Below are 23,446 nucleotides of genomic sequence, written 5' to 3'. Positions count from 1 at the left end.
TATATTTGTTAACTTTTATTATACTGAAGATGAAAAAAATTGCGTTACTACTTTTATTCTCAACCACTATATCTTTTGTAAATGCCCAACAAGAAAGTCGTGTTATCACTACCGGAGTTCCTTTTCTTTTAGTTGCTGCCGATGCACGTGCTGCTGGTTTAGCCGATCAAGGAGTAGCCACTTCATCTGATGCTTTTTCACAACAGTGGAATCCGGCTAAATATGCTTTCGCCACAGACGGACAAGGATTTACCGCAAGTTACACTCCTTACCTGACAGATTTAGTAAATGACATCTCTTTAGGCCAAGCTACTTATTACAAACGTTTCGGGGCTGATGGCCGTAGTGCCTTTGCTGTGAGTTTGCGTTATTTTGGATTGGGGGAAATAGAACTCAGACAAAACGCAGATGATCCGGCTCAAATTGTAAAACCAAATGAGTTGGCCTTGGATGGTTCTTACTCCCTAAAATTGAGTGAAAAATTCTCAATGGCAGTAGCAGGTAGATACATTCGTTCGGCCCTAAGAATTCCTACCGGTGAAGGCGATGCCAAACCGGCCAGTACTTTTGCCGTAGATATTGCCGGTTTTTACCAAGGAGAAGAAACCGCTCTAGCAGATTTTAACGGTAGATTGCGTTTAGGTTTCAATTTCCAAAACTTAGGCCCTAAAATCAACTATGATGCCGGTGCTTCTGACGACAATAGTGCCAACTTCCTACCGGCCAACATGAGATTAGGCGGCGGATACGATTTTATCTTCGACGATTACAACAAAGTATCTGTGAGTGTTGAACTGGCTAAATTATTGGTGCCAACACCTCAAAGTGCTGACAGAAATGGAAATGGAATTATTGATGGTCAACCATATACTGATGGGAATGGCAACACCATTGATGAACAAGACATTAGAGATGCAAACAATGCCGCTTACAATAAAGTAAATTGGGTTTCCGGTATTTTCAAATCTTTTAATGATGCACCGGGCGGATTTAGCGAAGAGTTAAAAGAGTTTACTTATTCGGTAGGAGCCGAATATTTGTACCAAGATTCCTTTGCCATGCGATTGGGATATTTTAATGAAAGTCCGGAAAAAGGTGCCAGACGATTCTTTTCTTTGGGAGCAGGTTTCAAATACAATGTAGTTAAAGTAGACGTTTCCTACTTGTTCTCCGCTTCTCAAGTTAAAAATCCGTTAGAAAATACACTTCGCTTTTCTCTAACCTTTAACTTTGGTGAAAAGTTTGAAGAATATTAATAAAACATAAACCAAAAATACAACATCCAAATTTCGATTGAAGTTTGGATTTTTTTTCCTCAATAGCGAAATAAATTCTTTAGAATGCAACAAATAAACATCAACACCTCCTTCACGGTTTTCGAATCCGTCAATGAATTACCGCATGAGATTCAAGCGTTAATGGAACAAGCCGTAAACATCCGAAAAAAAGCTTACGCTCCCTATTCTAAATTCAGAGTCGGAGCCGCCTTGCTTTTAGATAACGGTAAGGTTATTTTAGGTTCTAACCAAGAAAACGCAGCTTATCCCTCGGGGCTTTGTGCTGAAAGAGTGGCTATTTTTCAATCGGGTGCCATTTATCCCGAAGCGAAAATAATAAAAATGGCCATCACAGCAGCCTCTGACACAAACGAAACCAAGTCGCCGATTCCGCCTTGCGGTGCCTGTAGACAATCCATTTATGAATACGAATTCAAGCAAGATGTCGACATAGAGATTTACTTTATGGGAGAAAGCGGTGCCATTTACAAATCGGATTCAATTAAAAATTTACTACCCTTAAGCTTCGATAAAAACTTCTTGTAACAAACAAAAATTACTGCTTTTAAATTTTACTTCTTACGGGGAATGTTTTACTTTTGCCTTTCGCAAATTTGTGTGTGAGTGAACTATTTTGCGTTGAATAAAAATAAAAACTTAAATAACACTTTAGAAAAGTAAAAATGAAAGAAGTAACCAGAGAAGTTTATTTAAAATGGTATGAAGACATGCTGTTTTGGAGAAAGTTTGAAGACAAACTTGCCGCACTTTATATTCAACAAAAAGTTAGAGGATTTCTTCACTTATATAACGGACAAGAAGCCGTATTAGCAGGTGCACTCCATGCAATGGATTTATCCAAAGACAAAATGATTACCGCTTATCGTAATCACGTTCAACCAATCGGAATGGGTGTTGATCCCAAAAAAGTGATGGCGGAACTTTTGGGAAAAGTAACCGGAACCTCTAAAGGTATGGGTGGTTCCATGCACATCTTTTCGAAAGAACACGGATTTTACGGAGGTCACGGTATCGTAGGAGCACAAATTCCTGTAGGTGCCGGAATGGCTTTCGCCGATAAATACTTCAACACCGGCGGTGTTACCCTAACCTATTTCGGTGACGGTGCCGCACGTCAAGGCTCATTACACGAAGCCTTCAACATGGCCATGTTATGGAAATTACCGGTTGTTTTCATCTGTGAAAATAACGGATACGCCATGGGAACTTCAGTAGAAAGAACAGCTAATCATACTGATGTTTGGAAATTAGGATTAGGCTATGAAATGCCATGCGGACCGGTTGATGGCATGAACCCAATTAAAGTAGCAGAAGCGATGCATGAAGCTATCGAAAGAGCACGTCGCGGAGACGGACCAACTTTCTTAGAAATGAAAACGTACCGCTACAGAGGTCACTCGATGTCTGACGCTCAATTATACCGTTCGAAAGAAGAAGTGGAAGAATACAAAAAAATCGATCCGATTACCCAAGTTTTAGACATCATCAAGGAGAAAAAATACGCTACCGACGAAGAAATTGAAGTGATTGATGAAAGAGTAAAAGATTTAGTAGAAGAATGTGCTACATTCGCCGAAGAATCTCCTTTCCCGGATGCACAACAATTGTATGATGTAGTATACGAACAAGAAAATTATCCTTTCATTCCTCACAGACTATAATTATGGCAACAAAAATCACTATGCCGCGTTTAAGCGACACGATGACGGAAGGAACCGTAGCCACTTGGTTAAAAAAAGTGGGCGACAAAGTTTCTGAAGGAGATATTTTAGCAGAAATTGAAACCGACAAAGCAACTATGGAGTTTGAAGCTTTTACAGCAGGAACTCTTTTACATATCGGAATTAATGAAGGAGAGACAGCTCCGGTAGATTCGCTTTTAGCCATCATTGGTAAAGAAGGTGAAGACATTTCAGCCCTACTTTCCGGCGGTAATGCACCGACAGTAGTTACTGAAACAAAAGCTGAAACTCCGCCCCAAACAGAAATCCAACCGACAACCGACAACGGACAACCAACAACTTTACCAAAAGGAGTTGTTGTAGTAACCATGCCTCGTTTAAGTGATACTATGACAGAAGGAACGGTAGCAACTTGGTTGAAAAAAGTAGGCGATAATGTGAAAGAAGGCGATATCCTGGCTGAAATCGAAACCGATAAAGCTACTATGGAGTTCGAATCTTTCAACGCCGGCACATTATTGTACATCGGAATTCAAGAAGGACAATCTGCTCCCGTTGACAGCGTTTTAGCAATCATTGGCCCGGCAGGCACTGACATAACAGGTGTTGCTGAAAACTTTACAAAAGGTGGTTCTTCAGTAGCTCCGGTTGTTACAGAAGCAACTCCTGCTACGACTGCAGTAACTGCTACGACTGCAGAAACAACAACTCCCGGAAGAATATTTGCTTCTCCTTTAGCCAAACAAATCGCCAAAGATAAAGGCATCAACTTAGCTCAAGTAAAAGGTACCGGAGAAAACGGTCGTATTACCAAAAGCGATGTTGAGAATTTCAACCCATCAGCAACATCAATTTCTGTAGCCGCTTCTGCTCCCGCAGCAAGCACCTCAGAAACTGTTTCAGCTCCTGCTGTAAAACCATTTGTTCCTGCCGGTGAAAAATTCTCTGAAGAAATCAAAAACTCGCAAATGCGAAAAACCATTGCGCGTCGTTTAGCTGAATCGAAATTCACCGCGCCTCATTACTACTTAACTATTGAAGTAAGTATGGATGAAGCAATGAAATCCCGAGCTGTGATTAATACTGTTCCTGATACTAAAGTATCATTCAACGATATGGTAGTAAAAGCTTGTGCCATGGCCTTGAAAAAACATCCGCAAGTCAATTCGCAGTGGAGAGAAGATGCCATGATCATTAACCACCACGTTAATATTGGTGTAGCTGTAGCCGTTGAAGATGGTTTAGTGGTACCGGTATTGAACTTTACCGACCAAATGAGCTTGTCTCAAATTGGCACTGCCGTGAAAGATTTAACCGGTAAGGCCAAAAATAAAAAACTGACACCGACCGAAATGGAAGGAAGTACTTTTACGGTTTCTAACTTAGGTATGTTTGGCATTCAATCTTTTACTTCTATCATCAATCAACCGAATTCAGCTATCCTTTCAGTAGGAGCTATCGAAGAAAAACCGGTAGTTAAAAACGGCCAAATCGTAGTGGGCAATACAATGACTTTAACACTAGCCTGCGACCACAGAACCGTTGATGGCGCTACAGGAGCACAATTCTTGCAAACGTTAAGAATTTATCTTGAAAATCCGGTGACCATGTTGGCATAACAACAAATCAAAATAAGTAAACTGAAAACCCGCTCCTTGGAGTGGGTTTTTTATTGGGGCGTGCCCCTTTGGCCTGCCTTGAGCCTGTCGAAAGGGGCCGGGCTATCCGCACTACGCGGTAGTTGCTCATATCCCTCACGCAGACCATCGTAGTAAGAACAACCTGTTGAGAAGAAGAGAACATTCGAAATTGTTAACCGAACTGTATAATAAAAGCCGAGTAGGTAATTGGCTAAAACAAAAAACCCCGTTCGTTAGAACAGGGTTTCCACAAAAAAGGCGGCGACATACTCTCCCACATTACTGCAGTACCATCTGCGCAGTCGGACTTAACTTCTCTGTTCGGAATGGGAAGAGGTGAGCCCCGACGCAATAACCACCTTAAGCTGGTTTGCAAGGGTAATCAGCTTTTGCTGATTAACATTACACTATATCTTAACATACTGAGATAAAAATTGTATTTATCATTCCCAACTTGATTGGGAACCTAGAAAGTTTGCACCGCCTCTTGCGAGGCGGTAGCGTCGTACATAAGCTTACGGGTTATTAGTACTACTCGGCTATGACATTACTGCCTTTACACCTATAGCCTATCAACGTGGTCATCTTCCACGACCCTTAAAAGAAATCTCATCTTGTGGTGGGTTTCGCGCTTATATGCTTTCAGCGCTTATCCCTTCCAAACGTAGCTACTCTGCGGTGCTCCTGGCGGAACAACAGATACACCAGAGGTTTGTCCAATTCGGTCCTCTCGTACTAGAATCAGATCCACTCAAATTTCTTGCGCCCACAGTAGATAGAGACCGAACTGTCTCACGACGTTCTGAACCCAGCTCGCGTGCCACTTTAATGGGCGAACAGCCCAACCCTTGGGACCTTCTCCAGCCCCAGGATGTGACGAGCCGACATCGAGGTGCCAAACCCCCCCGTCGATATGAGCTCTTGGGGGAGATCAGCCTGTTATCCCCGGCGTACCTTTTATCCTTTGAGCGATGGCCCTTCCATGCGGAACCACCGGATCACTATGCTCTACTTTCGTACCTGATCGACCTGTATGTCTCTCAGTCAAGCTCCCTTATGCCATTGCACTCTACGCACGGTTACCAAGCGTGCTGAGGGAACCTTTAGAAGCCTCCGTTACTCTTTTGGAGGCGACCACCCCAGTCAAACTACCCACCAAGCAATGTCCCCCACTTAAGCGGGGTTAGACCTCAGATAAGCAAAGGGTGGTATTTCAACAATGACTCCACAACGCCTGGCGACGCCATTTCACAGTCTCCCACCTATCCTACACATCACTTATCCAAGACCAATACTAAGCTATAGTAAAGGTGCACAGGGTCTTTTCGTCCCACTGCGGGTAATCGGCATCTTCACCGATACTACAATTTCACCGAGCTCATGGCTGAGACAGTGTCCAGATCGTTACACCATTCGTGCAGGTCGGAACTTACCCGACAAGGAATTTCGCTACCTTAGGACCGTTATAGTTACGGCCGCCGTTTACTGGGGCTTCAATTCAATGCTTCTCCGAAGATAACATCTCCTCTTAACCTTCCAGCACCGGGCAGGTGTCAGGCCCTATACCTCATCTTACGATTTTGCAGAGCCCTGTGTTTTTGATAAACAGTCGCCTGGACCTTTTCACTGCGGCCAGCATTACTGCTGGCGACCTTTCTCCCGAAGTTACAGGTCTATTTTGCCTAATTCCTTAGCCATGAATCTCTCGAGCACCTTAGGATTCTCTCCTCGACTACCTGTGTCGGTTTACGGTACGGGTACTGTTAATCTAAGTTTAGAGGTTTTTCTTGGAAGCCCTTAGGTACACTATCTCTTTGGCCGAAGCCTCCGAGTACTATCGCATTTCCCCAAAAGCCGTGGATTTGCCTGCGGCTCTTATAGGTAGGTGCTTTAACCAACTATTCCGTCAGTTGGCGGTACTTTCATCACTCCGTCACCCCATCACAATTAACAGTAGTACGGGAATATTAACCCGTTGGCCATCGACTGTCCCTTTCGGGTTCGCCTTAGGACCCGACTAACCCTCAGCTGATTAGCATAGCTGAGGAAACCTTAGTCTTTCGGTGTGCGGGTTTCTCGCCCGCATTATCGTTACTTATGCCTACATTTTCTTTTCTAACCGGTCCAGCAAACCTCACGATTCACCTTCAACCCTGTTAGAATGCTCCCCTACCACTTGTATTACTACAAATCCATAGCTTCGGTAGTATGCTTATGCCCGATTATTATCCATGCTCGTCCGCTCGACTAGTGAGCTGTTACGCACTCTTTAAATGAATGGCTGCTTCCAAGCCAACATCCTAGCTGTCTGGGCAGACAAACCTCGTTTTTTCAACTTAGCATACATTTGGGGACCTTAGCTGATGGTCTGGGTTCTTTCCCTCTCGGACATGGACCTTAGCACCCATGCCCTCACTGCTGGTAAACATTATATAGCATTCGGAGTTTGTCAGGAATTGGTAGGCGGTGAAGCCCCCGCATCCAATCAGTAGCTCTACCTCTATATAACTTATAACCAGCGCTGCACCTAAATGCATTTCGGGGAGTACGAGCTATTTCCGAGTTTGATTGGCCTTTCACCCCTACCCACAGGTCATCCGAAGACTTTTCAACGTCAACCGGTTCGGACCTCCACTATGTGTTACCACAGCTTCATCCTGCCCATGGGTAGATCACACGGTTTCGCGTCTACCACTACTGACTATAGCGCCCTATTCAGACTCGCTTTCGCTACGGATCCACACCTGAAGTGCTTATCCTTGCCAGCAACGGTAACTCGTAGGCTCATTATGCAAAAGGCACGCCGTCACAGATTAATCTGCTCCGACCGCTTGTAAGCGTATGGTTTCAGGATCTATTTCACTCCGTTATTCACGGTTCTTTTCACCTTTCCCTCACGGTACTGGTTCACTATCGGTCTCTCAGGAGTATTTAGCCTTAGCGGATGGTCCCGCCAAATTCAGACAGGGTTTCACGTGCCCCGCCCTACTCAGGATACCACTATCCTTATCTTCTCTTACTTATACCGGGCTATCACCGTCTATGGCCTACCTTTCCAGGTAGTTCTAATTCAATCCGCAAGAAATATCGTGGTCCTACAACCCCAAAATTGCCGTAACAACTTTGGTTTGGGCTAATCCGCGTTCGCTCGCCACTACTTACGGAATCACTTTTGTTTTCTTCTCCTCCGCCTACTTAGATGTTTCAGTTCAGCGGGTTTGCTCACCTATCGGTGTACTATGTCTTCAACATAGTGGGTTGCCCCATTCGGATATCTGCGGATCAATTCGTATGTGCCAATCCCCGCAGCTTTTCGCAGCTTATCACGTCCTTCTTCGCCTCTGAGAGCCTAGGCATCCCCCATACGCCCTTATTTTGCTTATTGTACTTGTTACTAATTACTTATCACTAAGTAATTCGTGTTCTTTCTACTTTTTAAATGTATTTTTTATCTCAATATGTCAATGAACTTGTGGCGAGTCGCCACTGACAATAATTATCAGCAGGACTTATAGCCGTTGTGGAGAATATCGGAGTCGAACCGATGACCTCCTGCGTGCAAGGCAGGCGCTCTAGCCAGCTGAGCTAATCCCCCAATCTTAGTGATGAGTTACTAGTTATGAGTTATGAGTTACATAACCTCTCAACCCCTAGAATTTCCTTTTTTAAGCATAATAGTAGTCCCGGGCAGACTCGAACTGCCGACCCCTACATTATCAGTGTAGTACTCTAACCAGCTGAGCTACGAGACTCTGTATTTTGCTTATTGTATTCGAATTAACAGCGAGAGTAAATGAGCCTTAAAACTCTTCTATTTCCAGTCCTTCTTATCGTCTCTAGAAAGGAGGTGTTCCAGCCGCACCTTCCGGTACGGCTACCTTGTTACGACTTAGCCCCAGTTACTAGTTTTACCCTAGGCAGCTCCTTACGGTCACCGACTTCAGGTACCCCCAGCTTCCATGGCTTGACGGGCGGTGTGTACAAGGCCCGGGAACGTATTCACCGGATCATGGCTGATATCCGATTACTAGCGATTCCAGCTTCACGGAGTCGAGTTGCAGACTCCGATCCGAACTGAGAACGGTTTTATAGATTCGCTCCTACTCACGTAGTGGCTGCTCTCTGTACCGTCCATTGTAGCACGTGTGTAGCCCAAGGCGTAAGGGCCGTGATGATTTGACGTCATCCCCACCTTCCTCACAGTTTACACTGGCAGTCTTGCTAGAGTTCCCGACATCACTCGCTGGCAACTAACAACAGGGGTTGCGCTCGTTATAGGACTTAACCTGACACCTCACGGCACGAGCTGACGACAACCATGCAGCACCTTGTAAATTGTCCGAAGAAAAGTCTGTTTCCAAACCTGTCAATCTACATTTAAGCCTTGGTAAGGTTCCTCGCGTATCATCGAATTAAACCACATGCTCCACCGCTTGTGCGGGCCCCCGTCAATTCCTTTGAGTTTCATTCTTGCGAACGTACTCCCCAGGTGGGATACTTATCACTTTCGCTTAGCCACTGAAGTTGCCCCCAACAGCTAGTATCCATCGTTTACAGCGTGGACTACCAGGGTATCTAATCCTGTTCGCTCCCCACGCTTTCGTCCATCAGCGTCAATCCACAAGTAGTAACCTGCCTTCGCAATTGGTATTCCATGTAATATCTAAGCATTTCACCGCTACACTACATATTCTAGTTACTTCCTTGTAATTCAAGTCTGGCAGTATCAATGGCCGTTCCACAGTTGAGCTGCGGGCTTTCACCACTGACTTACCAAACCGCCTACGGACCCTTTAAACCCAATGATTCCGGATAACGCTTGGATCCTCCGTATTACCGCGGCTGCTGGCACGGAGTTAGCCGATCCTTATTCTTACAGTACCGTCAAGTCCCGACACGTCGGGATGTTTCTTCCTGTACAAAAGCAGTTTACACACCATAGATGCTTCTTCCTGCACGCGGCATGGCTGGATCAGGCTTGCGCCCATTGTCCAATATTCCTCACTGCTGCCTCCCGTAGGAGTCTGGTCCGTGTCTCAGTACCAGTGTGGGGGATCTCCCTCTCAGGACCCCTACCTATCGTAGCCATGGTAAGCCGTTACCTTACCATCTAGCTAATAGGACGCATGCCCATCTTTTACCGTTGGAACTTTAATATACCTAACATGCGAAAGATATATACTATGAGGTATTAATCCAAATTTCTCTGGGCTATCCCTCTGTAAAAGGTAGGTTGCATACGCGTTACGCACCCGTGCGCCGGTCTCAAGGTTGCAAGCAACCTCTACCCCTCGACTTGCATGTGTTAAGCCTGCCGCTAGCGTTCATCCTGAGCCAGGATCAAACTCTTCATCGTATATTGTTCGCTCTTACGAGCTGTTTTATAGACAAAGGCTAGTCTTTTTCAAATCTCTCGATTCACTTACTCTCTTTTTTTTCTGTCTTAAAATCTCTTTTAAGACGGCTGTCAATTCAATATGTCTATGAACGTTGTCTTCTTTATTATTTCGCTATTCCTTCGTTTACCTCACATTACTTTTTTAAAGTAAGCCGTGTTCGGTGACTTTCAGTTAGCGGGTGCAAAAGTAAGCATCTTTTTTAAACTAACAAGTAAATTTTAAAATATTTTTGAATTTATTTTTAATTCCTCGTTTCTCAGTTTTTCAATGTGCTTTTCCTCTCTTGCGGGGTGCAAATATAGAAATCTTTTTTCTCCCAATCCAAATAAAAACTCAACCTTTTTTGGACTTTTTTTTAAACCACTGATAACATGATTCTTGTAACCTATCTTTTTACAAATCTTTACAAATACAAAACAAAAGTTAACTGTTTAGCCCCGATTGAAGAGGCTACCGCGTAGCCCATAAAGCGGGAATGCAGCCAGCAAATAAAGCCCGAGCCTTTCGCTACTATTCGAAACGAATGGATTTAGAAGGTGTGATTTTAGTAATAATATAGGAAGGAATTAGCAAAACCAACAAGCAAACGACTATGGTGCCGATATTTAACAACAACATGTAAAACAAGTTGATGTCAACCGGCGCTTCGTTAACATAGTAACTCTCAGGATTAAGCTTGATGATGCCGAAATATTTTTGCAGTAATAACAAAGCAAACCCAATCACATTTCCCCACAACAAACCTCTCCCAATCAGATAAGCAGCATTGTAGAGAAATATTTTTCGAATGGTCCAGTTATTGGCGCCGAGTGATTTTAAAATCCCTATCATTTGGGTTCTTTCTAAAATGAGCACCAAAAGCGCTACAACCATATTTATGGTAGAAACGGCTATCATGACAATTAGGATGACTACGATGTTGACATCAAACAGCTTTAGCCATTCGAAGATGTAGTAGTATTTTTCGACTATGGTTTGAGAATCGAGTGTTGAAGAAGTTTCCTGATACACTTCTTGCCCTTTTTGTTCGATTTGGGTAAAATCGTTGACAAAGACTTCAAAAGCACCAACCTGATCAGGTTTCCATTTATTAATTCTTTGTACATGACGAATGTCTCCTATTACATAAGTAGCGTCGAATTCTTGAAACCCGGAATTGTAAATGCCTACAATTTTAAAATTACGCAGGTTATAGCCTTCGCTGTTTTCTTTCATAAAATAGGTTACAAACTTGTCGTTACTTTTCAAACCCAATCTGTTGGCCAAGTATTGTGAAATTAAAACTTCTTCATTAAGACTGCCTTTCAAATTAGGCAACCTTCCTGCGACCAAGTATTCTTTTAAGTATGAAGCCTCAAAGTCGGCACCAACGCCTTTAAAGATAACACCCTCAAAAGCTGTTTCGGTTCTAATAATCCCGGCTTTACTGGCTACGGCTTGTATATGCGCAATACCATCAACCGAGGTGAATTTGGGATAAAAGTTTTGCTTTTTAGAAACCGGAGCTGTGCTCACATCGGAATTGTTATCGTTATAGCCTGTAATGATAATATGCCCATTAAAGGCAGAAACCTTTTGGCGTATTTTTTGTTGCAAACCGATACCGGTAGCGATGGAAACCATCATCATGATCATTCCGAGGGCTATGGCAGTAATAGCAATTTTTATTATTGGCGCGGATATACTACTTTTATGGTCTTTAGCAGTAATAAGTCTTTTGGCTATAAAGTATTCCGGTTTCAATTGTTAATGGATTTGCCACAAAGATACACAAAGTTATCGGCGCTGAATTACTGCTCTTTTTAGAAAATTATCAGTTATGAAATATTTTATCCAAAGTGTATTATTGCTTTTAGCCTATTTGTTTATTTCTTCCTCTTGCGGTCTTGGAGAAAAAATTCGTACCCGTAACCTGAGTACTGATTCCAAACTACCTTCTACAACATCAAATATAAAAACAGGCGCAGATAATTCCTTGGCTTATTTACCCATTTTGAAAGACAAAAAAGTGGGTGTGGTAACCAATCAAACCGGAATTGTTTTTTATGACTCCATTTATCATTTGCCGGACGAAGGCCAAATGACACATATAGAAGCGTATGACAGAAAACAACTGTTGTTGGTTGACTTTCTTTTAAAAAACAAAATAGCCGTTCAAAAAATATACGCCCCCGAACACGGTTTTCGCGGGACTGCCGATGCCGGTGAGTTGATTAAAGACGGTAAAGACACCAAAACAGGCTTACCTATAATTTCGCTATACGGTAACAACAAAAAGCCAAAACCGGAACAATTGGCCGGTATTGAAGTAATGGTTTTTGATTTGCAAGATGTCGGCGCCCGCTTTTACACTTACATTTCATCTTTACATTATATCATGGAAGCTTGTGCGGAAAACAACATTCCGTTGCTGGTATTGGACAGACCAAACCCGAACGGTAGTATTGTTGACGGACCAATGCTGGAAAAAGAACACACCAGTTTTGTAGGTATGCATCCCATTCCGCTCCTACACGGAATGACCATAGGCGAATACGCACAAATGATTAATGGGGAAAAATGGTTGAAAAACGGCATACAATGCAACCTGACCATTATTCCTTGTTTAAATTACCAAAGAGAAATACCTTACTCCTTACCGGTTAAACCTTCACCCAACTTACCGAACGACCAAGCAATTAATTTATACGCGAGTTTGTGCTTGTTTGAAGGCACGAATGTAAGCGTTGGTCGCGGAACAGAAAAGCAATTCCAAATTTACGGCTCGCCGTTTTTACCGAAAAGCAACTTTAGTTTTACACCGATCCCGAATTTTGGCGCCAAAGAACCGATGCACAAAGACCAGCTTTGTTATGGAGAGGATTTGAGCCAAATTAACAAAGTAACCCGATTGGAACTCAAATGGTTAATTAAAGCCTATCAAACCACTGCTGACCCATCAAAATTTTTTAATGATTTTTTTACCAAATTGGCCGGCACTAAGAAACTTCAGCAACAAATTATGACCGGAATCTCAGAAGACACCATCCGAGCTTCTTGGCAAAAAGACTTGGAAATGTTTAAGACTATGCGAAAACCTTATTTACTGTATTGATTTTCTTTGCTCATCAGCGATTTGAAAAAAGAAAACAGCAGGTAAAGTATGCATAACAAACCCGACAGCACGCCAAATAAAAATATTGAAAGCATAAATACTTCAAACATTTGATAAGCAAAGCTGTTTTGCGGAGTATCCGTATCTAATAAATACCCTAAAAAAGAAAGCAATAGGGAAAATGTATAAATCAGTACCAGATAACGGACTACTTTTTTCATAACGATTATTTTTATCGAAACGAAAAAAGAGTCAATTTATTATTAGTCCACCACAATATTAGGGTTGATTTTGAGCAAGGCTGCTATAAAAGCTGTTTTGTCTTTGGGTGAAATCAATATTTCATCGTACTTATTATACACTATAGCAATTCTGTCTAATGACAAAGCCGGTGAACTCAATGGATTTCTGGTATGGTAAATTCTTTTAATGGCATGTATGTTGATTTTGGTGGTCCAAACTTTTAGTTGTTCTCCTTCAATTTTATATCGAATCGATTTAAACAGGAGAAAAATCAGGCTTAGCAAACCAAAAAAAGTGAGCGACATCAAATACTCTTTCGTAATGATTCCTTCAACAATCGGATAACAAAACACAGCGGCAATAAAAATAATCAACCACCAATCGATCTTGGATTTGTAAACAGTCATTATAAAGGTAATTTTTTCTTCATTTCTTCTACTATATTGTAAGCTGCCGGACAAATAGCCACATTCTTCAAGGTCAAGTCTGAAATTTGTTGGAATTTCTTTCGGTCGGTGTGCGGGAATTCGCGACAAGCTTTCGGGCGAACGTCATAAATCATACAGTAATTTTCGGCATCTAAAAAAGTACACGGAACGGTTTGCAATACATAATCGTTATCCTCATCTATACGCAAATACTTGTCGATAAACTGTTGTGGTTTTTGCTTGAAATGTTTGGCAATTCGCTCAATATCAGCCAAGGTAAACAACGGCCCGGTAGTTTTGCAACAGTTAGCACAAGTCAAACAATCTGTTCGCTTAAACTCGGCTTGATGCAAATCTTGCATCACGTAATCTAAATTCTTGGGCGTTTTCTTTTTCAGCTTATCAAAATACTTTTTGTTTTCGATATGCTTATCTTTGGCTAACTTTTGTAATTGTTTAAGCTGGTTCAACATTGTTCAAAATGGTTTAAGGTTGTTAACGCCTTACTATTCAACAAAATTAAACCTTTAAACAACGTTAAACTATATTTAATGAAAGATTTATTCGGCCAAGCCATACTCGACTATCAAACTCAAAATACTCCGGAAGATTTGATTACGGAAACCAACATCTCCGAAGCCGATGACATGAGTGTGTCCTATCTTTTTAGAAGCTACAACGAAATGCCGAAAATCGAAAAAAAGGCATTACAACTGGCCAAAGGAAAAATTCTGGATGTAGGCTGCGGCGCCGGAAGCCATAGTTTATACTGGCAAGAAAAAGGATTCGATGTTACCGCTATCGATATTTCGCAAAAAGCTATTAATGCCTGTCAGTTGCGTGGGATTAAAAACGCACGAGTTCAAAATTTACTGGCCATAGAAAATGAGAAATTCGACACCATCGCTTTGCTGATGAACGGCACGGGAATTTTTGGCACTTTAGCCGAAACCTCAAAATACTTGCAAAAACTGAAATCGCTTTTGAGTCCGAATGGACAAATTTTAATCGACAGTTCCGACATTATTTACATGTTCGACCAAGACGAAGACGGCGCTTACATCGTCCCTGCCGAAGGTTATTACGGGGAGTTGACTTTCACCGTTAGTTACAAAGGGCAAACTGAAGACACTTTCCCTTGGTTGTACCTCGATTACAACACCTTGCAAAATGCCGCACACGCCAACGGCTTGCAATGTGAATTGCTGCTCCAAGGCAATCATTTCGATTATTTGGCTAAACTTTTTTAGAAGCTTAATCCGGCTTTGCGTTCCAATCTTTTTGTTTTTTAAAGTAAAAACAAAAAGGATTTCCACTCCTATCCGGGCTAGGGCATTAACGTTCAATCAAATCCGTCGTTTTCAGGATGTCTTCCAAAGCGCGGTACAACACCTCTAAATCTTCCTGCGTATTATAGGCATTAATAGAATATCTTAAATACACTTTGTCGTTTAACGGCATCACCGGAATTTGAATGTTGTATTTTTCGTATAACAAGTCTTTCAACTCTGCCGGCTTACTTGTTTTTATTGGGATACTGGCCATTTGCCCCAAAAACTCCTCAGCTACCGGTGCTATCGGTTGGGTTTGCAACAAATCGCAAAAACGTTGGTAATTGTTCAAAACGAGTTGTTTACAAACTTTTGATTTGGCTTTCCAATCGTTTTCTTTTAAGAAGTTGATTACCGTTGGCGTACACAAAAAAGCCGAATGATCGTTGGTGCCTTGGTACTCGTGGTAATCTAAAAATCGGCTCTCGCTTGGCGCCAAACTTTCATAGCCCCAACTTACTACCAATGGATCTATATTGTCCTGAAATTCCTTTTTTACATACAAAAACGAACTGCCTTTGGGAGCCAACATCCATTTGTGCAAGGTTCCTGTATAGAAATCCGGATTCAAATCGGTTAAATTTAAATCGATATGGCCGGGTACATGAGCACCGTCAACTATAGTAATCAATCCTAACTCCTGTGCTTTGTCGCAAATTTCTTTTACCGGAAAAATCAAAGCCGTTGAACTCGATATATGATTTAAAAAAATGACTTTGGTTTTGTTGGTGTAGCCCTTCCAAAATTCTGCTATGATTTGTTCTTTGGAAACCACAGGCAACGTTATCGGTTGACGCACATATTTAGCTCCTGATTTTTTACAGTAAAAATGCCACGTTCTGTCCATGGCACCATACTCGTGATTGGTTGCTAAAATTTCGTCACCCGGCTGTAATGACAAACTGCGCATTACCGTATTGATGGCAACGGTCGGATTGGGAACAAAGAAAAAGTCTTCTTGGTTACAGCCGATAAACTCCGCCAACGGAGCTTTGGCATGTTTAAGATACTCCGGCAATTTCTTTTGGATAAAATGCACGGGGTCAGATTCGAGTTCGCGTTGGAATCGTTGGTATTCAGCAAAAACAGGTTGCGGACAAGCGCCAAAGGAACCGTGATTCAAAAAGGTTAGTTTCGGGTCGAGTAAAAATAAAGAAGGATTCATATAGAATTGATTGATGATTTTAAGGTGTAAAAATAAAAAATCCCAAAGCAAGTTTGGGACAGTATTTCAAATCGTGAAATTATTTTCTCCTGAAGTTCATAGGATATTTGATTTCTATGCTTATGGGTTTGCCCCCTCTTTTGGCCGGTTCCCATTTCGGACACAACTTGAGAACGCGTATCATTTCTTTAGCCGATTCGACATCGAGCATTTGCACAATTTTGATTCCGGTTACATTGCCTTCTACATCAATGGTAAAAGCGGCCACCATAGTTCCTTCTTTGGTAGCTTTACGGAAATCAAAAGTATTGTTGACAAACTCATTAAAATTTTCTAATCCGCCACCTCGGAATTTGGCTTCTATACGGTCACCGGATAAATATACTTCATCTTCCCCTTCAATTTGAGCGGAAACAAGAAAAGGAAACAGCAACACACTGATAAAAAAGAATAGTCTTTTACTCATTACTAAGGGATATTCAAATATTTATGCGTTTGCAACGAAACGCGCCATTTGGGATTATTCATTACATAATCTACAATTAACGGTGTCATTTCCTCTTTTTTACTCCATTCGGGTTGGAGGAAAAGAATAGCGTTTGGATTAACTTTAGCCGCTTGTTCTTCTGCAAAAATAAAATCGTGTTTATTGTAGATAATTACTTTGAGTTCGTTGGCTATTTGGTAAGCTTCATTAACGGGCAATTTATTCTTCTTAGGCGACAAACAAAACCAATCCCAGGTTCCTGAAACCGGATAAGCACCGGAAGTTTCAATATGCACTTTTCGGTTATTCTCTTTGAGCTTTTGTGTCAGTAAAGTCATATCCCAAGTAAGCGGCTCACCTCCGGTTACCACTACAGTATCCGCGTACTTAGCCGCATTCTCTACGATAGCATCTGTATTTGTTGGCGGGTGTAATTCGGCATTCCAGCTCTCTTTTACATCACACCAATGGCAGCCTACATCACAACCCCCAATTCGGATAAAATATGCTGCGGTTCCGGTATGATATCCTTCTCCTTGTATGGTGTAAAACTCTTCCATGAGCGGAAGCATTTCTCCTTTATCTACGGCTAACTGTATTTCTTTTGACAACATAATTTAATTCTTGCGGACAAAGATACTTATTTTAAAAGACAGTTTATTTTGAAAAATCAAATGACTGTTATAAAAAAACCGCCTCTGAAAAGAGACGGTTTAATGGCTATTCCTTGAAAAGTCTTATTTTAATAACTTCAACGATTCTGTTGCGTAGTTGTTGGTAGGATCTAAAGCCAATGTTTTGTTGAACAATTCTTTGGCTTTGGTTTTGTCGGTATTGGCAAAATGAGCTGCCATATTATTATAAGCTTCGATAAACTTGGCTTTATTTTTAGTCACTTCAGCCTCTCCTTTGGCAGTAACGGTATCGATATACAACTGATAATTAGCAGCCATAACTTCGTCATTTTCCAATAAATTATTGGTTCTGGCTCTGAAAATATATGCATCAGCCGTATTGGGTGAAGCAGCGATTACGTTACCGAAAGCTACATCTGCTTTTTGCAATGCAATAGGATCAGGCTTGACAATATCTTTACGGGTATTATCGTAATAAATAGCGTTTCCTAAATAAAAATTGTCAATCAAATAATTTTTTGAAGTTGGTACAGAAACCGCTACTTCAAATACTGCTGCGGCAGCACCAAAAGCCTTCTGATCGTATAATTTTTTCCCCAATTCGTTCAAATCGGCAGCTACCAAAGGTTCCATAGCTACTGCTTTTTTGATATCCTCGATTGCTGAAGCTAATAATACAGGATCAATAGTTTTCCCATCAGCACTGGCGCCTTTCTTGATTTTAGCTTGCCCTAAATAAATATAATCTCTTGGAATTACTTTATTGGCGGTATTCGCGGTATAATCTTGCAGGGCTTTTAAGGCAGCTTCAAAATTGCCGTTTTCATAAGCTGAGTATCCCAAATATCTCAAGATTCTTGGGTTTACACCATCAATTTCTTTCATTTTGTTGGCTTCCAATTCAAGAGCCTTGTAATCTTTGGCTAAGATTAAGAAGTCGGCATGACGCATACGGGAAGTAATTGAATAATCTGTAAGTGTCATGTACTTTTCATAAAAGCCTAATGCTTTCTGAATGTTTTCGTTGTAAGTTGACGGCACATTGCTACCCCATAGGTAATAGGTTTCTGCCAATTCTCTGTAAACCGGTCCGTAATTGGCATCTATAGCAATTACTTCGTTGTAAGCCTTTACCGCTTCAGTATATGCTTTCGCCCCTTTTAACAAAACACCCAATTGCATTTTAGCTCTCAACAAAGTATTGTCGGCTTGGTAAGCATTTCTGTAAGCTACATAAGCATCGTTTTGATTTTTATCACCATAATAAGCATCGCCCAAAGCCAACTGCACTTGAGCATCATTTGGATTGGCCAACTTGGCTTTATTTAAGATTTCAATAGCACTTTTATAATCCGGTTTATCGGCATTCATATAAGCACGGGCGATGTAGATGTATTCTTCTACATCTTTTTTCTTCAAATCTTTGGTTACCAAATCAAACTTGGCTTTAGCTGCTGCTAAATTGTTGGCATCCAAATCCATTTGACCCAAACCGATGTTGTTGAACTTAGCGCCTTCGGCAGCCGTCAAACCTCTTTGGAAATAAATGGTAGCAGAATCGGCTATGTTTTGTTTTAAGTAAACATTACCCAATAGAAAAGCGGCTTTACCATTGGCAGGTTTAGCCTGTATAACAGATTTTAATAACGATTTAGCTTTTTCAAATTGTTCAGCATCAATAGCTTTCTTCGCTGTTTCCAAATCCTGTGCATTGGCAACGGTTGTTGCCACTAACGCTAAGCTGAATATTTTAAACTTGTTCATCTTGCAATTTTTAATTTTTATCTTTAGTTATTTTGTTTCTGATCACGATTTTTCGGGTAGGAACACGTTCAGGAACTAAGCCTGATTTTAAAATAATTCTCTGACCTCTTTCACCGCCTAAGAAGGAAGCAAATCCCATTCCTAACCCTGAATATCCTTGACAATTGACGAAGTACAAATGACGTGCCAAAGGATACTTTCCTTGTGCAAGATTGTCTTGAGTAGGAAACTCGTAAACGTTAGAACCTGGTCCTTTTACCCCTAAAACATTGACTTTATCAACGGATTCCTGCAAATCCAATGGCGGTTGAAAAATCCAATTTATCCCAACAACACCAATCATTCCATCGTGTTCAGCCACATATTTAATTACTTCCTGATTGGTTTTAACGGAAAACACATTTTTTTGATTATTGACAGGCATTCCAACTAAATCCGATAGGTAACGAACTGTACTGGAGTTTGCATTATCAAAGACCAATCCTTTAATTGTACTTACGGGTTTGCCTTTAATAAAATCGATTACATCCTGCAAAGCAACGAGCGAATCATTAGAAGACTTGCTTCTGATTAATGCTACAGCATCCGTGGCAAACGGCGTGATTTTAGGGTTTATTTTTTTAGATTGAAAAACCTTAAGTTCTTGCTTTGTCAAACTTCTGGTCAGTACTGCAATAGTAGCAGTATCATTGAACATAGCATTCAATACTTCATTTTCAGATTGAGCAACCAAATGTAACTTGGCATTGTATTGGGTTTCGAAAACTGCTTCTTCATCTTCGATTATGGGCAAAATAGACTCGTCTACATATATAGTAGCCTTGCCTTCAATAATACTGTCCAATGACTCTTCTGATTTCTTTTGACAAGAAAACACAAAAAGCAAGGTTAAAAGAAAAAAACCAAGGATGGTTTTGGCTACTTTATTCATCATCATTATTGTTTAAACGTTTTACTTGCGTTATAAAACGTATAAATCCGAAAATTATTATCAAACAACCTACGATAGGCTGCAAATTGTTAGGAAGATTGAGTTTTAGTTTATCCCAAAACAATAGGAGCAATCCTAAAAAACAAAATGCTAAAAAGTTCAATAAGCTAATAACGAGAAGAAATCGCTCTTTAAGCGATTTCTTCTTGAAATTTTGTATGAGTTTTGAAATCATTTATTCCGCTGACTGGATTGAAATAGGTAAAGAATACAATACCCTTACCTTTTTACCATTCTGTTCTCCGGGATTCCATTTTGGACAAGACTTAAGTACTCTGATAGCTTCTTTCCCTGTTCCGTAACCAATATCTCTTAATACTTTAATATCGGTTAATGAACCATCTTTTTCTACTACGAAAGTCACGAATATCCTTCCTTTTAATCCTTCTTCTTCAGGCACTTGGAAATTTTTACCAATGTATTTGTAAAATTTCTCTAAACCACCTGGGAAGTCAGGCTTCACCTCGATACCGGCAGTGTTGTAGATATTGTTATCTTCTTCTACCACTTGGCTTGGACCCGTACCGGCATCTTCTAAAGTTAGCGGGGCATCAGGATCTCCTTTAATGGTTTCATCACCAAGTTTTTTATCCTTGATTTCTTCCATCTTAGGCGGTTCTTCTACAATTTCTTCCGTCTTGGCCACAACCGGCTTCACAAACTTTACTTGGTCTACCTTTGGTGGTGGTGGAGGTGGTGGTGGTAAATTTTTAGGTTGCTCTTCTTTTGGAGGCAACTTAATGGTTACAATTTTTTTGTCTAAACTGGCGTCTTCATCTGAGCTGTCAGGAATCAAATCCGCAATTAACGGAGAAGCCACGGCAACACCAAAAATGAAAGCACCTATCAGTAGTGAACGCAAAGTAGTTTTTGGGTTTTCTTTACGCAACTCGTAAGCACCATAGGCTTTGTTACGTCCCTCAAAAACGATGTCTATCCACTGTCTTTTCAATAAGTCTAATTTCATTGTTTTACTTTTTAAAGATTAGCACAAGACATTACTTGTTCATTTCATCTACTAGTTTTTGTTCTTCCGGAGTGATATCGTTTACAATAGCATACGTTGGTACGTCACAAATTGCCATCTCATCTAAAATATCAACTAAGTTTCTGTACGTGGCTTTTTTAGTAGGCTTGATAATTACAATCATTCCTTTCTTTTTATCGCCAGTTACTTGTGGAATCGAAGTTACTCTTTTTAAAATTTCTTTTCGGATTCCGTTTTTACCATACACTGCATCGGTTGGCGCGCCTCCCGGTTCAGGACTTTCTAACAAACCGTGAAACCATTTGATTTTGTTGTCTTTTCCCATGATAATAGTCACGGTTCTTCTTTGATCAACTTTGATATCTTTTTCAGGTTTGTCTTTATCTTCTTTATCCGGCAAACCTAAATCCATAGATTGCGGTTTGGATAGTGACGTGGTCAACATGAAGAAAGTAATCAATAAGAACGCTAAGTCCACCATTGCGGTAAGGTCTACCTTTGCGTTGGATTTTTTACTTCTTACCTTTTTACTGCCTTTTTTGCCACCGCCACTGTCGCCGGTATTTAATTCAGCCATTTTACACTGTTATTAATATTAATAGTCTTTTCCTCTTAAACCAGTAACTAAATTAAAGCTATTGATTTTTTGGTCTTGTAGTATATCCATCACTCGTTTGATTTGAGGATATAACTCTTTAGCATCGCCTTTGATAGCAAATTGAAGTTCTTTATCAGCACCTTCCTCAATATTTGCTTTTCTTGCGCCTTGTATCCAATCTTGTAATTGATTGTTGATAGAATCACATGGAATACCCGATTGTACTCCTTTCTTAACCCTATCCGAAGCCTTCATAGCCAGTAATGCTTTCAATCCTTCTACCGGAACACCAAACTCATCCACCAAAGCGAACTGTGCTTTTTCTTCCTCTGTAAAAGTCAATTGATATTTCTGAGCCATATAATCCAAAGCTCCCGAACGGATAGCTCTGTCTTTCATTCCAAAGAATACTTGTTCTTTACCCTCACTTTTCCCTACAGTAATCATTACTAATCCGGTTTCCGGTAATTTAGTTTGTACTGTTGAAGAAGGCGTATCTACCGGTAACGGCTCAGGCATTTTTGCCGTTGCTGTTAAGATAAAGAAGGTAAGTAAAAGGAAAGCCACGTCACACATCGCCGTCATGTCGATGGCTCCTGCCGCCTTATGAGATTTTACTTTAGCCATTTTTTAGTTTTTATTACAATATATCTTTCGACTATTGTATTATGATTTTAAACTTCCTCTGAATTTTCTGTAAGTGTTCACGATAGTTGAACCTGCCTCATCGATAGAGTAAGTTAAAGTATCGATTTTAGAAGTAAAGAAGTTGTAAGTGATGATTGCTAAAGCTGAAGTAGAAATTCCTGTTGCAGTGTTAATCAACGCCTCAGAAATACCGTTTGCTAACGCTGCTTGGTCAGGAGTACCTGCAGTTGCTAATGCTCCAAACGCTTTAATCATCCCTGTTACAGTTCCTAATAATCCGGCCAAAGTTCCTAAAGCAACCAAGGTTGACAAAATAGTCATGTTTTTCTCTAACATTGGCATTTCCAATGAAGTAGCTTCTTCAATTTCTTTGTGGATAGTTTCAGCAGCTTCTTCGCTGGTAAATCCTTCTTTTTTAACTTCTTGGTATTTTACTAAAGCCGCTTTGATAGAGTTGGCTACAGAACCTTGTTGTTTGTCACAAGCTGCAATAGCGTCATCGATATTACCGGCTTTAACACTAGCTTGAACATTTTTCATGAAAGTATCTAAATTTCCTTTTCCACCAGCTTTAGTGATTACAAAGAAACGCTCAATTGAAAACACGATTACCATCAAAAACAATCCCATCAAAACAGGTACAATCGGACCTCCTTTGTATACCATTGCTAAATAGTTACCAGGTAGCGGGTGACCTGTATTTACACCACCTTCAAAGTTAGAACCTGCACCCATGATGAAGTTCCAAATAATCCAACCAACAAAAATACATGCTACAATGATGATTCCAGACATCATCCCTAAACCGTTTGAACCAGATTCTTTTTTAACGTTTGCCATTTTTTTAAATTTTAAAAGTTTTAAATAAATTATAAGTTTTAGTTGTTAATAAACTTGATTAGGGACAAATTTAATTTTTTACTTGAAATAAAAAAACTTTTTTTGGTTTTAATAACATATCCAAAACAGTGGATTTTAAAGGGTATTAACGACATTTAAAACAATCATTAGATAATCTTTAAAAATAAGTCTAGTTTTCAAGGTTTTAATCAGGT

General features: G+C 40.6%; 19 protein-coding genes, 2 tRNA genes and 3 rRNA genes. 6 read left to right on the top strand and 18 right to left on the bottom strand.

What is annotated here, in order from left to right; all coding sequences use genetic code 11:
• Positions 1 to 29: 29 nt before the first annotated feature.
• The 4 genes from porV to ACJG85_RS05275 all read left to right on the top strand — a co-directional run bounded on the left by porV (position 30) and on the right by ACJG85_RS05275 (position 4,599).
• A complete protein-coding gene (gene porV, locus ACJG85_RS05290; RefSeq protein WP_412465074.1) occupies positions 30 to 1,256 on the top strand; it encodes a type IX secretion system outer membrane channel protein PorV in 1,227 nt (408 codons plus the stop codon).
• A gap of 84 nt (positions 1,257 to 1,340) precedes the next feature.
• Complete coding sequence (cdd, locus tag ACJG85_RS05285; RefSeq protein ID WP_412465073.1) at positions 1,341 to 1,823, top strand: cytidine deaminase; 483 nt, start codon at positions 1,341 to 1,343, stop codon at positions 1,821 to 1,823.
• Positions 1,824 to 1,960: 137 nt separating this feature from the next.
• Complete coding sequence (gene pdhA / locus ACJG85_RS05280; protein ID WP_295338465.1) at positions 1,961 to 2,959, top strand: pyruvate dehydrogenase (acetyl-transferring) E1 component subunit alpha; 999 nt, start codon at positions 1,961 to 1,963, stop codon at positions 2,957 to 2,959.
• A 2-nt stretch (positions 2,960 to 2,961) separates the two neighbouring features.
• Complete coding sequence (locus tag ACJG85_RS05275) at positions 2,962 to 4,599, top strand: 2-oxo acid dehydrogenase subunit E2 (protein ID WP_412477096.1); 1,638 nt, start codon at positions 2,962 to 2,964, stop codon at positions 4,597 to 4,599.
• A gap of 274 nt (positions 4,600 to 4,873) precedes the next feature.
• Here the strand turns inward: ACJG85_RS05275 and rrf are convergent.
• The 6 genes from rrf to ACJG85_RS05245 form a co-directional block, all read right to left on the bottom strand.
• Positions 4,874 to 4,983, bottom strand: a 5S ribosomal RNA gene (gene rrf, locus ACJG85_RS05270).
• A gap of 142 nt (positions 4,984 to 5,125) precedes the next feature.
• Positions 5,126 to 8,005, bottom strand: a 23S ribosomal RNA gene (locus ACJG85_RS05265).
• A 136-nt stretch (positions 8,006 to 8,141) separates the two neighbouring features.
• Positions 8,142 to 8,215 (bottom strand) — tRNA-Ala (locus ACJG85_RS05260).
• Positions 8,216 to 8,298: 83 nt separating this feature from the next.
• Positions 8,299 to 8,372 (bottom strand) — tRNA-Ile (locus ACJG85_RS05255).
• 88 nt (positions 8,373 to 8,460) lie between these two features.
• Positions 8,461 to 9,976, bottom strand: a 16S ribosomal RNA gene (locus ACJG85_RS05250).
• The 16S, 23S and 5S rRNA genes sit together here with 2 tRNA genes alongside, the layout of an rRNA operon.
• Before the next feature lie 553 nt (positions 9,977 to 10,529).
• Positions 10,530 to 11,762 carry an ABC transporter permease gene (locus ACJG85_RS05245; protein WP_412477095.1) on the bottom strand — a complete coding sequence of 411 codons (1,233 nt, stop codon included), beginning with the start codon at positions 11,760 to 11,762 and terminating at the stop codon, positions 10,530 to 10,532.
• Between the two features lie 76 nt (positions 11,763 to 11,838).
• Between ACJG85_RS05245 and ACJG85_RS05240 the strand changes: the two genes are divergently transcribed.
• Positions 11,839 to 13,113, top strand: coding sequence for an exo-beta-N-acetylmuramidase NamZ family protein (locus ACJG85_RS05240; RefSeq protein ID WP_412477094.1), 1,275 nt, complete (start codon positions 11,839 to 11,841; stop codon positions 13,111 to 13,113).
• On the opposite strand, the gene ACJG85_RS05235 is transcribed toward ACJG85_RS05240, so the two are convergent.
• Genes ACJG85_RS05235 through ACJG85_RS05225 form a run of 3 tightly spaced genes read right to left on the bottom strand, consistent with a single transcriptional unit; the run spans position 13,098 to position 14,257 of the window.
• A complete protein-coding gene (locus tag ACJG85_RS05235) occupies positions 13,098 to 13,334 on the bottom strand; it encodes a hypothetical protein (RefSeq protein ID WP_409679178.1) in 237 nt (78 codons plus the stop codon). The genes ACJG85_RS05240 and ACJG85_RS05235 overlap by 16 nt on opposite strands.
• 42 nt (positions 13,335 to 13,376) lie before the next feature.
• On the bottom strand, positions 13,377 to 13,763 hold the full coding sequence (locus ACJG85_RS05230; RefSeq protein WP_412477093.1) for a PH domain-containing protein: 387 nt from the start codon (positions 13,761 to 13,763) through the stop codon (positions 13,377 to 13,379).
• A complete protein-coding gene (locus ACJG85_RS05225; RefSeq protein ID WP_412477092.1) occupies positions 13,763 to 14,257 on the bottom strand; it encodes a YkgJ family cysteine cluster protein in 495 nt (164 codons plus the stop codon). The genes ACJG85_RS05230 and ACJG85_RS05225 overlap by 1 nt, the downstream gene beginning before the upstream one ends.
• 78 nt (positions 14,258 to 14,335) lie before the next feature.
• On the opposite strand from ACJG85_RS05225, the gene ACJG85_RS05220 reads away from it, so the two are divergent.
• A complete protein-coding gene (locus tag ACJG85_RS05220; protein ID WP_412477091.1) occupies positions 14,336 to 15,034 on the top strand; it encodes a class I SAM-dependent methyltransferase in 699 nt (232 codons plus the stop codon).
• 85 nt (positions 15,035 to 15,119) lie between these two features.
• Here ACJG85_RS05220 and ACJG85_RS05215 read toward each other — a convergent pair whose 3' ends face one another.
• The 9 genes from ACJG85_RS05215 to ACJG85_RS05175 form a co-directional block, all read right to left on the bottom strand.
• Entirely contained in the window at positions 15,120 to 16,280 is a 1,161-nt protein-coding gene (locus tag ACJG85_RS05215; RefSeq protein WP_412465069.1) for an aminotransferase class V-fold PLP-dependent enzyme, read from the bottom strand.
• Between the two features lie 79 nt (positions 16,281 to 16,359).
• Positions 16,360 to 16,746, bottom strand: coding sequence for an energy transducer TonB (locus ACJG85_RS05210; protein WP_409679164.1), 387 nt, complete (start codon positions 16,744 to 16,746; stop codon positions 16,360 to 16,362).
• Positions 16,747 to 16,748: 2 nt separating this feature from the next.
• Entirely contained in the window at positions 16,749 to 17,381 is a 633-nt protein-coding gene (locus tag ACJG85_RS05205; RefSeq protein ID WP_409679161.1) for a 7-carboxy-7-deazaguanine synthase QueE, read from the bottom strand.
• Between the two features lie 123 nt (positions 17,382 to 17,504).
• Entirely contained in the window at positions 17,505 to 19,166 is a 1,662-nt protein-coding gene (locus tag ACJG85_RS05200) for a tetratricopeptide repeat protein (protein ID WP_412477090.1), read from the bottom strand.
• 10 nt (positions 19,167 to 19,176) lie between these two features.
• On the bottom strand, positions 19,177 to 20,097 hold the full coding sequence (locus ACJG85_RS05195; RefSeq protein ID WP_412477089.1) for a PstS family phosphate ABC transporter substrate-binding protein: 921 nt from the start codon (positions 20,095 to 20,097) through the stop codon (positions 19,177 to 19,179).
• 235 nt (positions 20,098 to 20,332) lie between these two features.
• Positions 20,333 to 21,124: an energy transducer TonB gene (locus ACJG85_RS05190; protein WP_412477088.1), complete on the bottom strand. Its 792-nt coding sequence runs from the start codon at positions 21,122 to 21,124 to the stop codon at positions 20,333 to 20,335.
• Between the two features lie 31 nt (positions 21,125 to 21,155).
• Positions 21,156 to 21,722 carry an ExbD/TolR family protein gene (locus ACJG85_RS05185; protein WP_412465066.1) on the bottom strand — a complete coding sequence of 189 codons (567 nt, stop codon included), beginning with the start codon at positions 21,720 to 21,722 and terminating at the stop codon, positions 21,156 to 21,158.
• 18 nt (positions 21,723 to 21,740) lie between these two features.
• Positions 21,741 to 22,370 (bottom strand): ExbD/TolR family protein, encoded by a 630-nt coding sequence (locus tag ACJG85_RS05180; protein WP_409679146.1) that lies wholly within the window; start codon positions 22,368 to 22,370, stop codon positions 21,741 to 21,743.
• A gap of 39 nt (positions 22,371 to 22,409) precedes the next feature.
• Positions 22,410 to 23,231, bottom strand: a complete 822-nt coding sequence (locus ACJG85_RS05175; protein WP_409679143.1) for a MotA/TolQ/ExbB proton channel family protein — start codon at positions 23,229 to 23,231, stop codon at positions 22,410 to 22,412.
• Positions 23,232 to 23,446 lie beyond the last annotated feature (215 nt).

This window comes from Flavobacterium mekongense, from assembly GCF_047038255.1.
Classification (GTDB): domain Bacteria; phylum Bacteroidota; class Bacteroidia; order Flavobacteriales; family Flavobacteriaceae; genus Flavobacterium; species Flavobacterium mekongense.
This window is presented reverse-complemented; position numbering and strand designations above follow the sequence as displayed.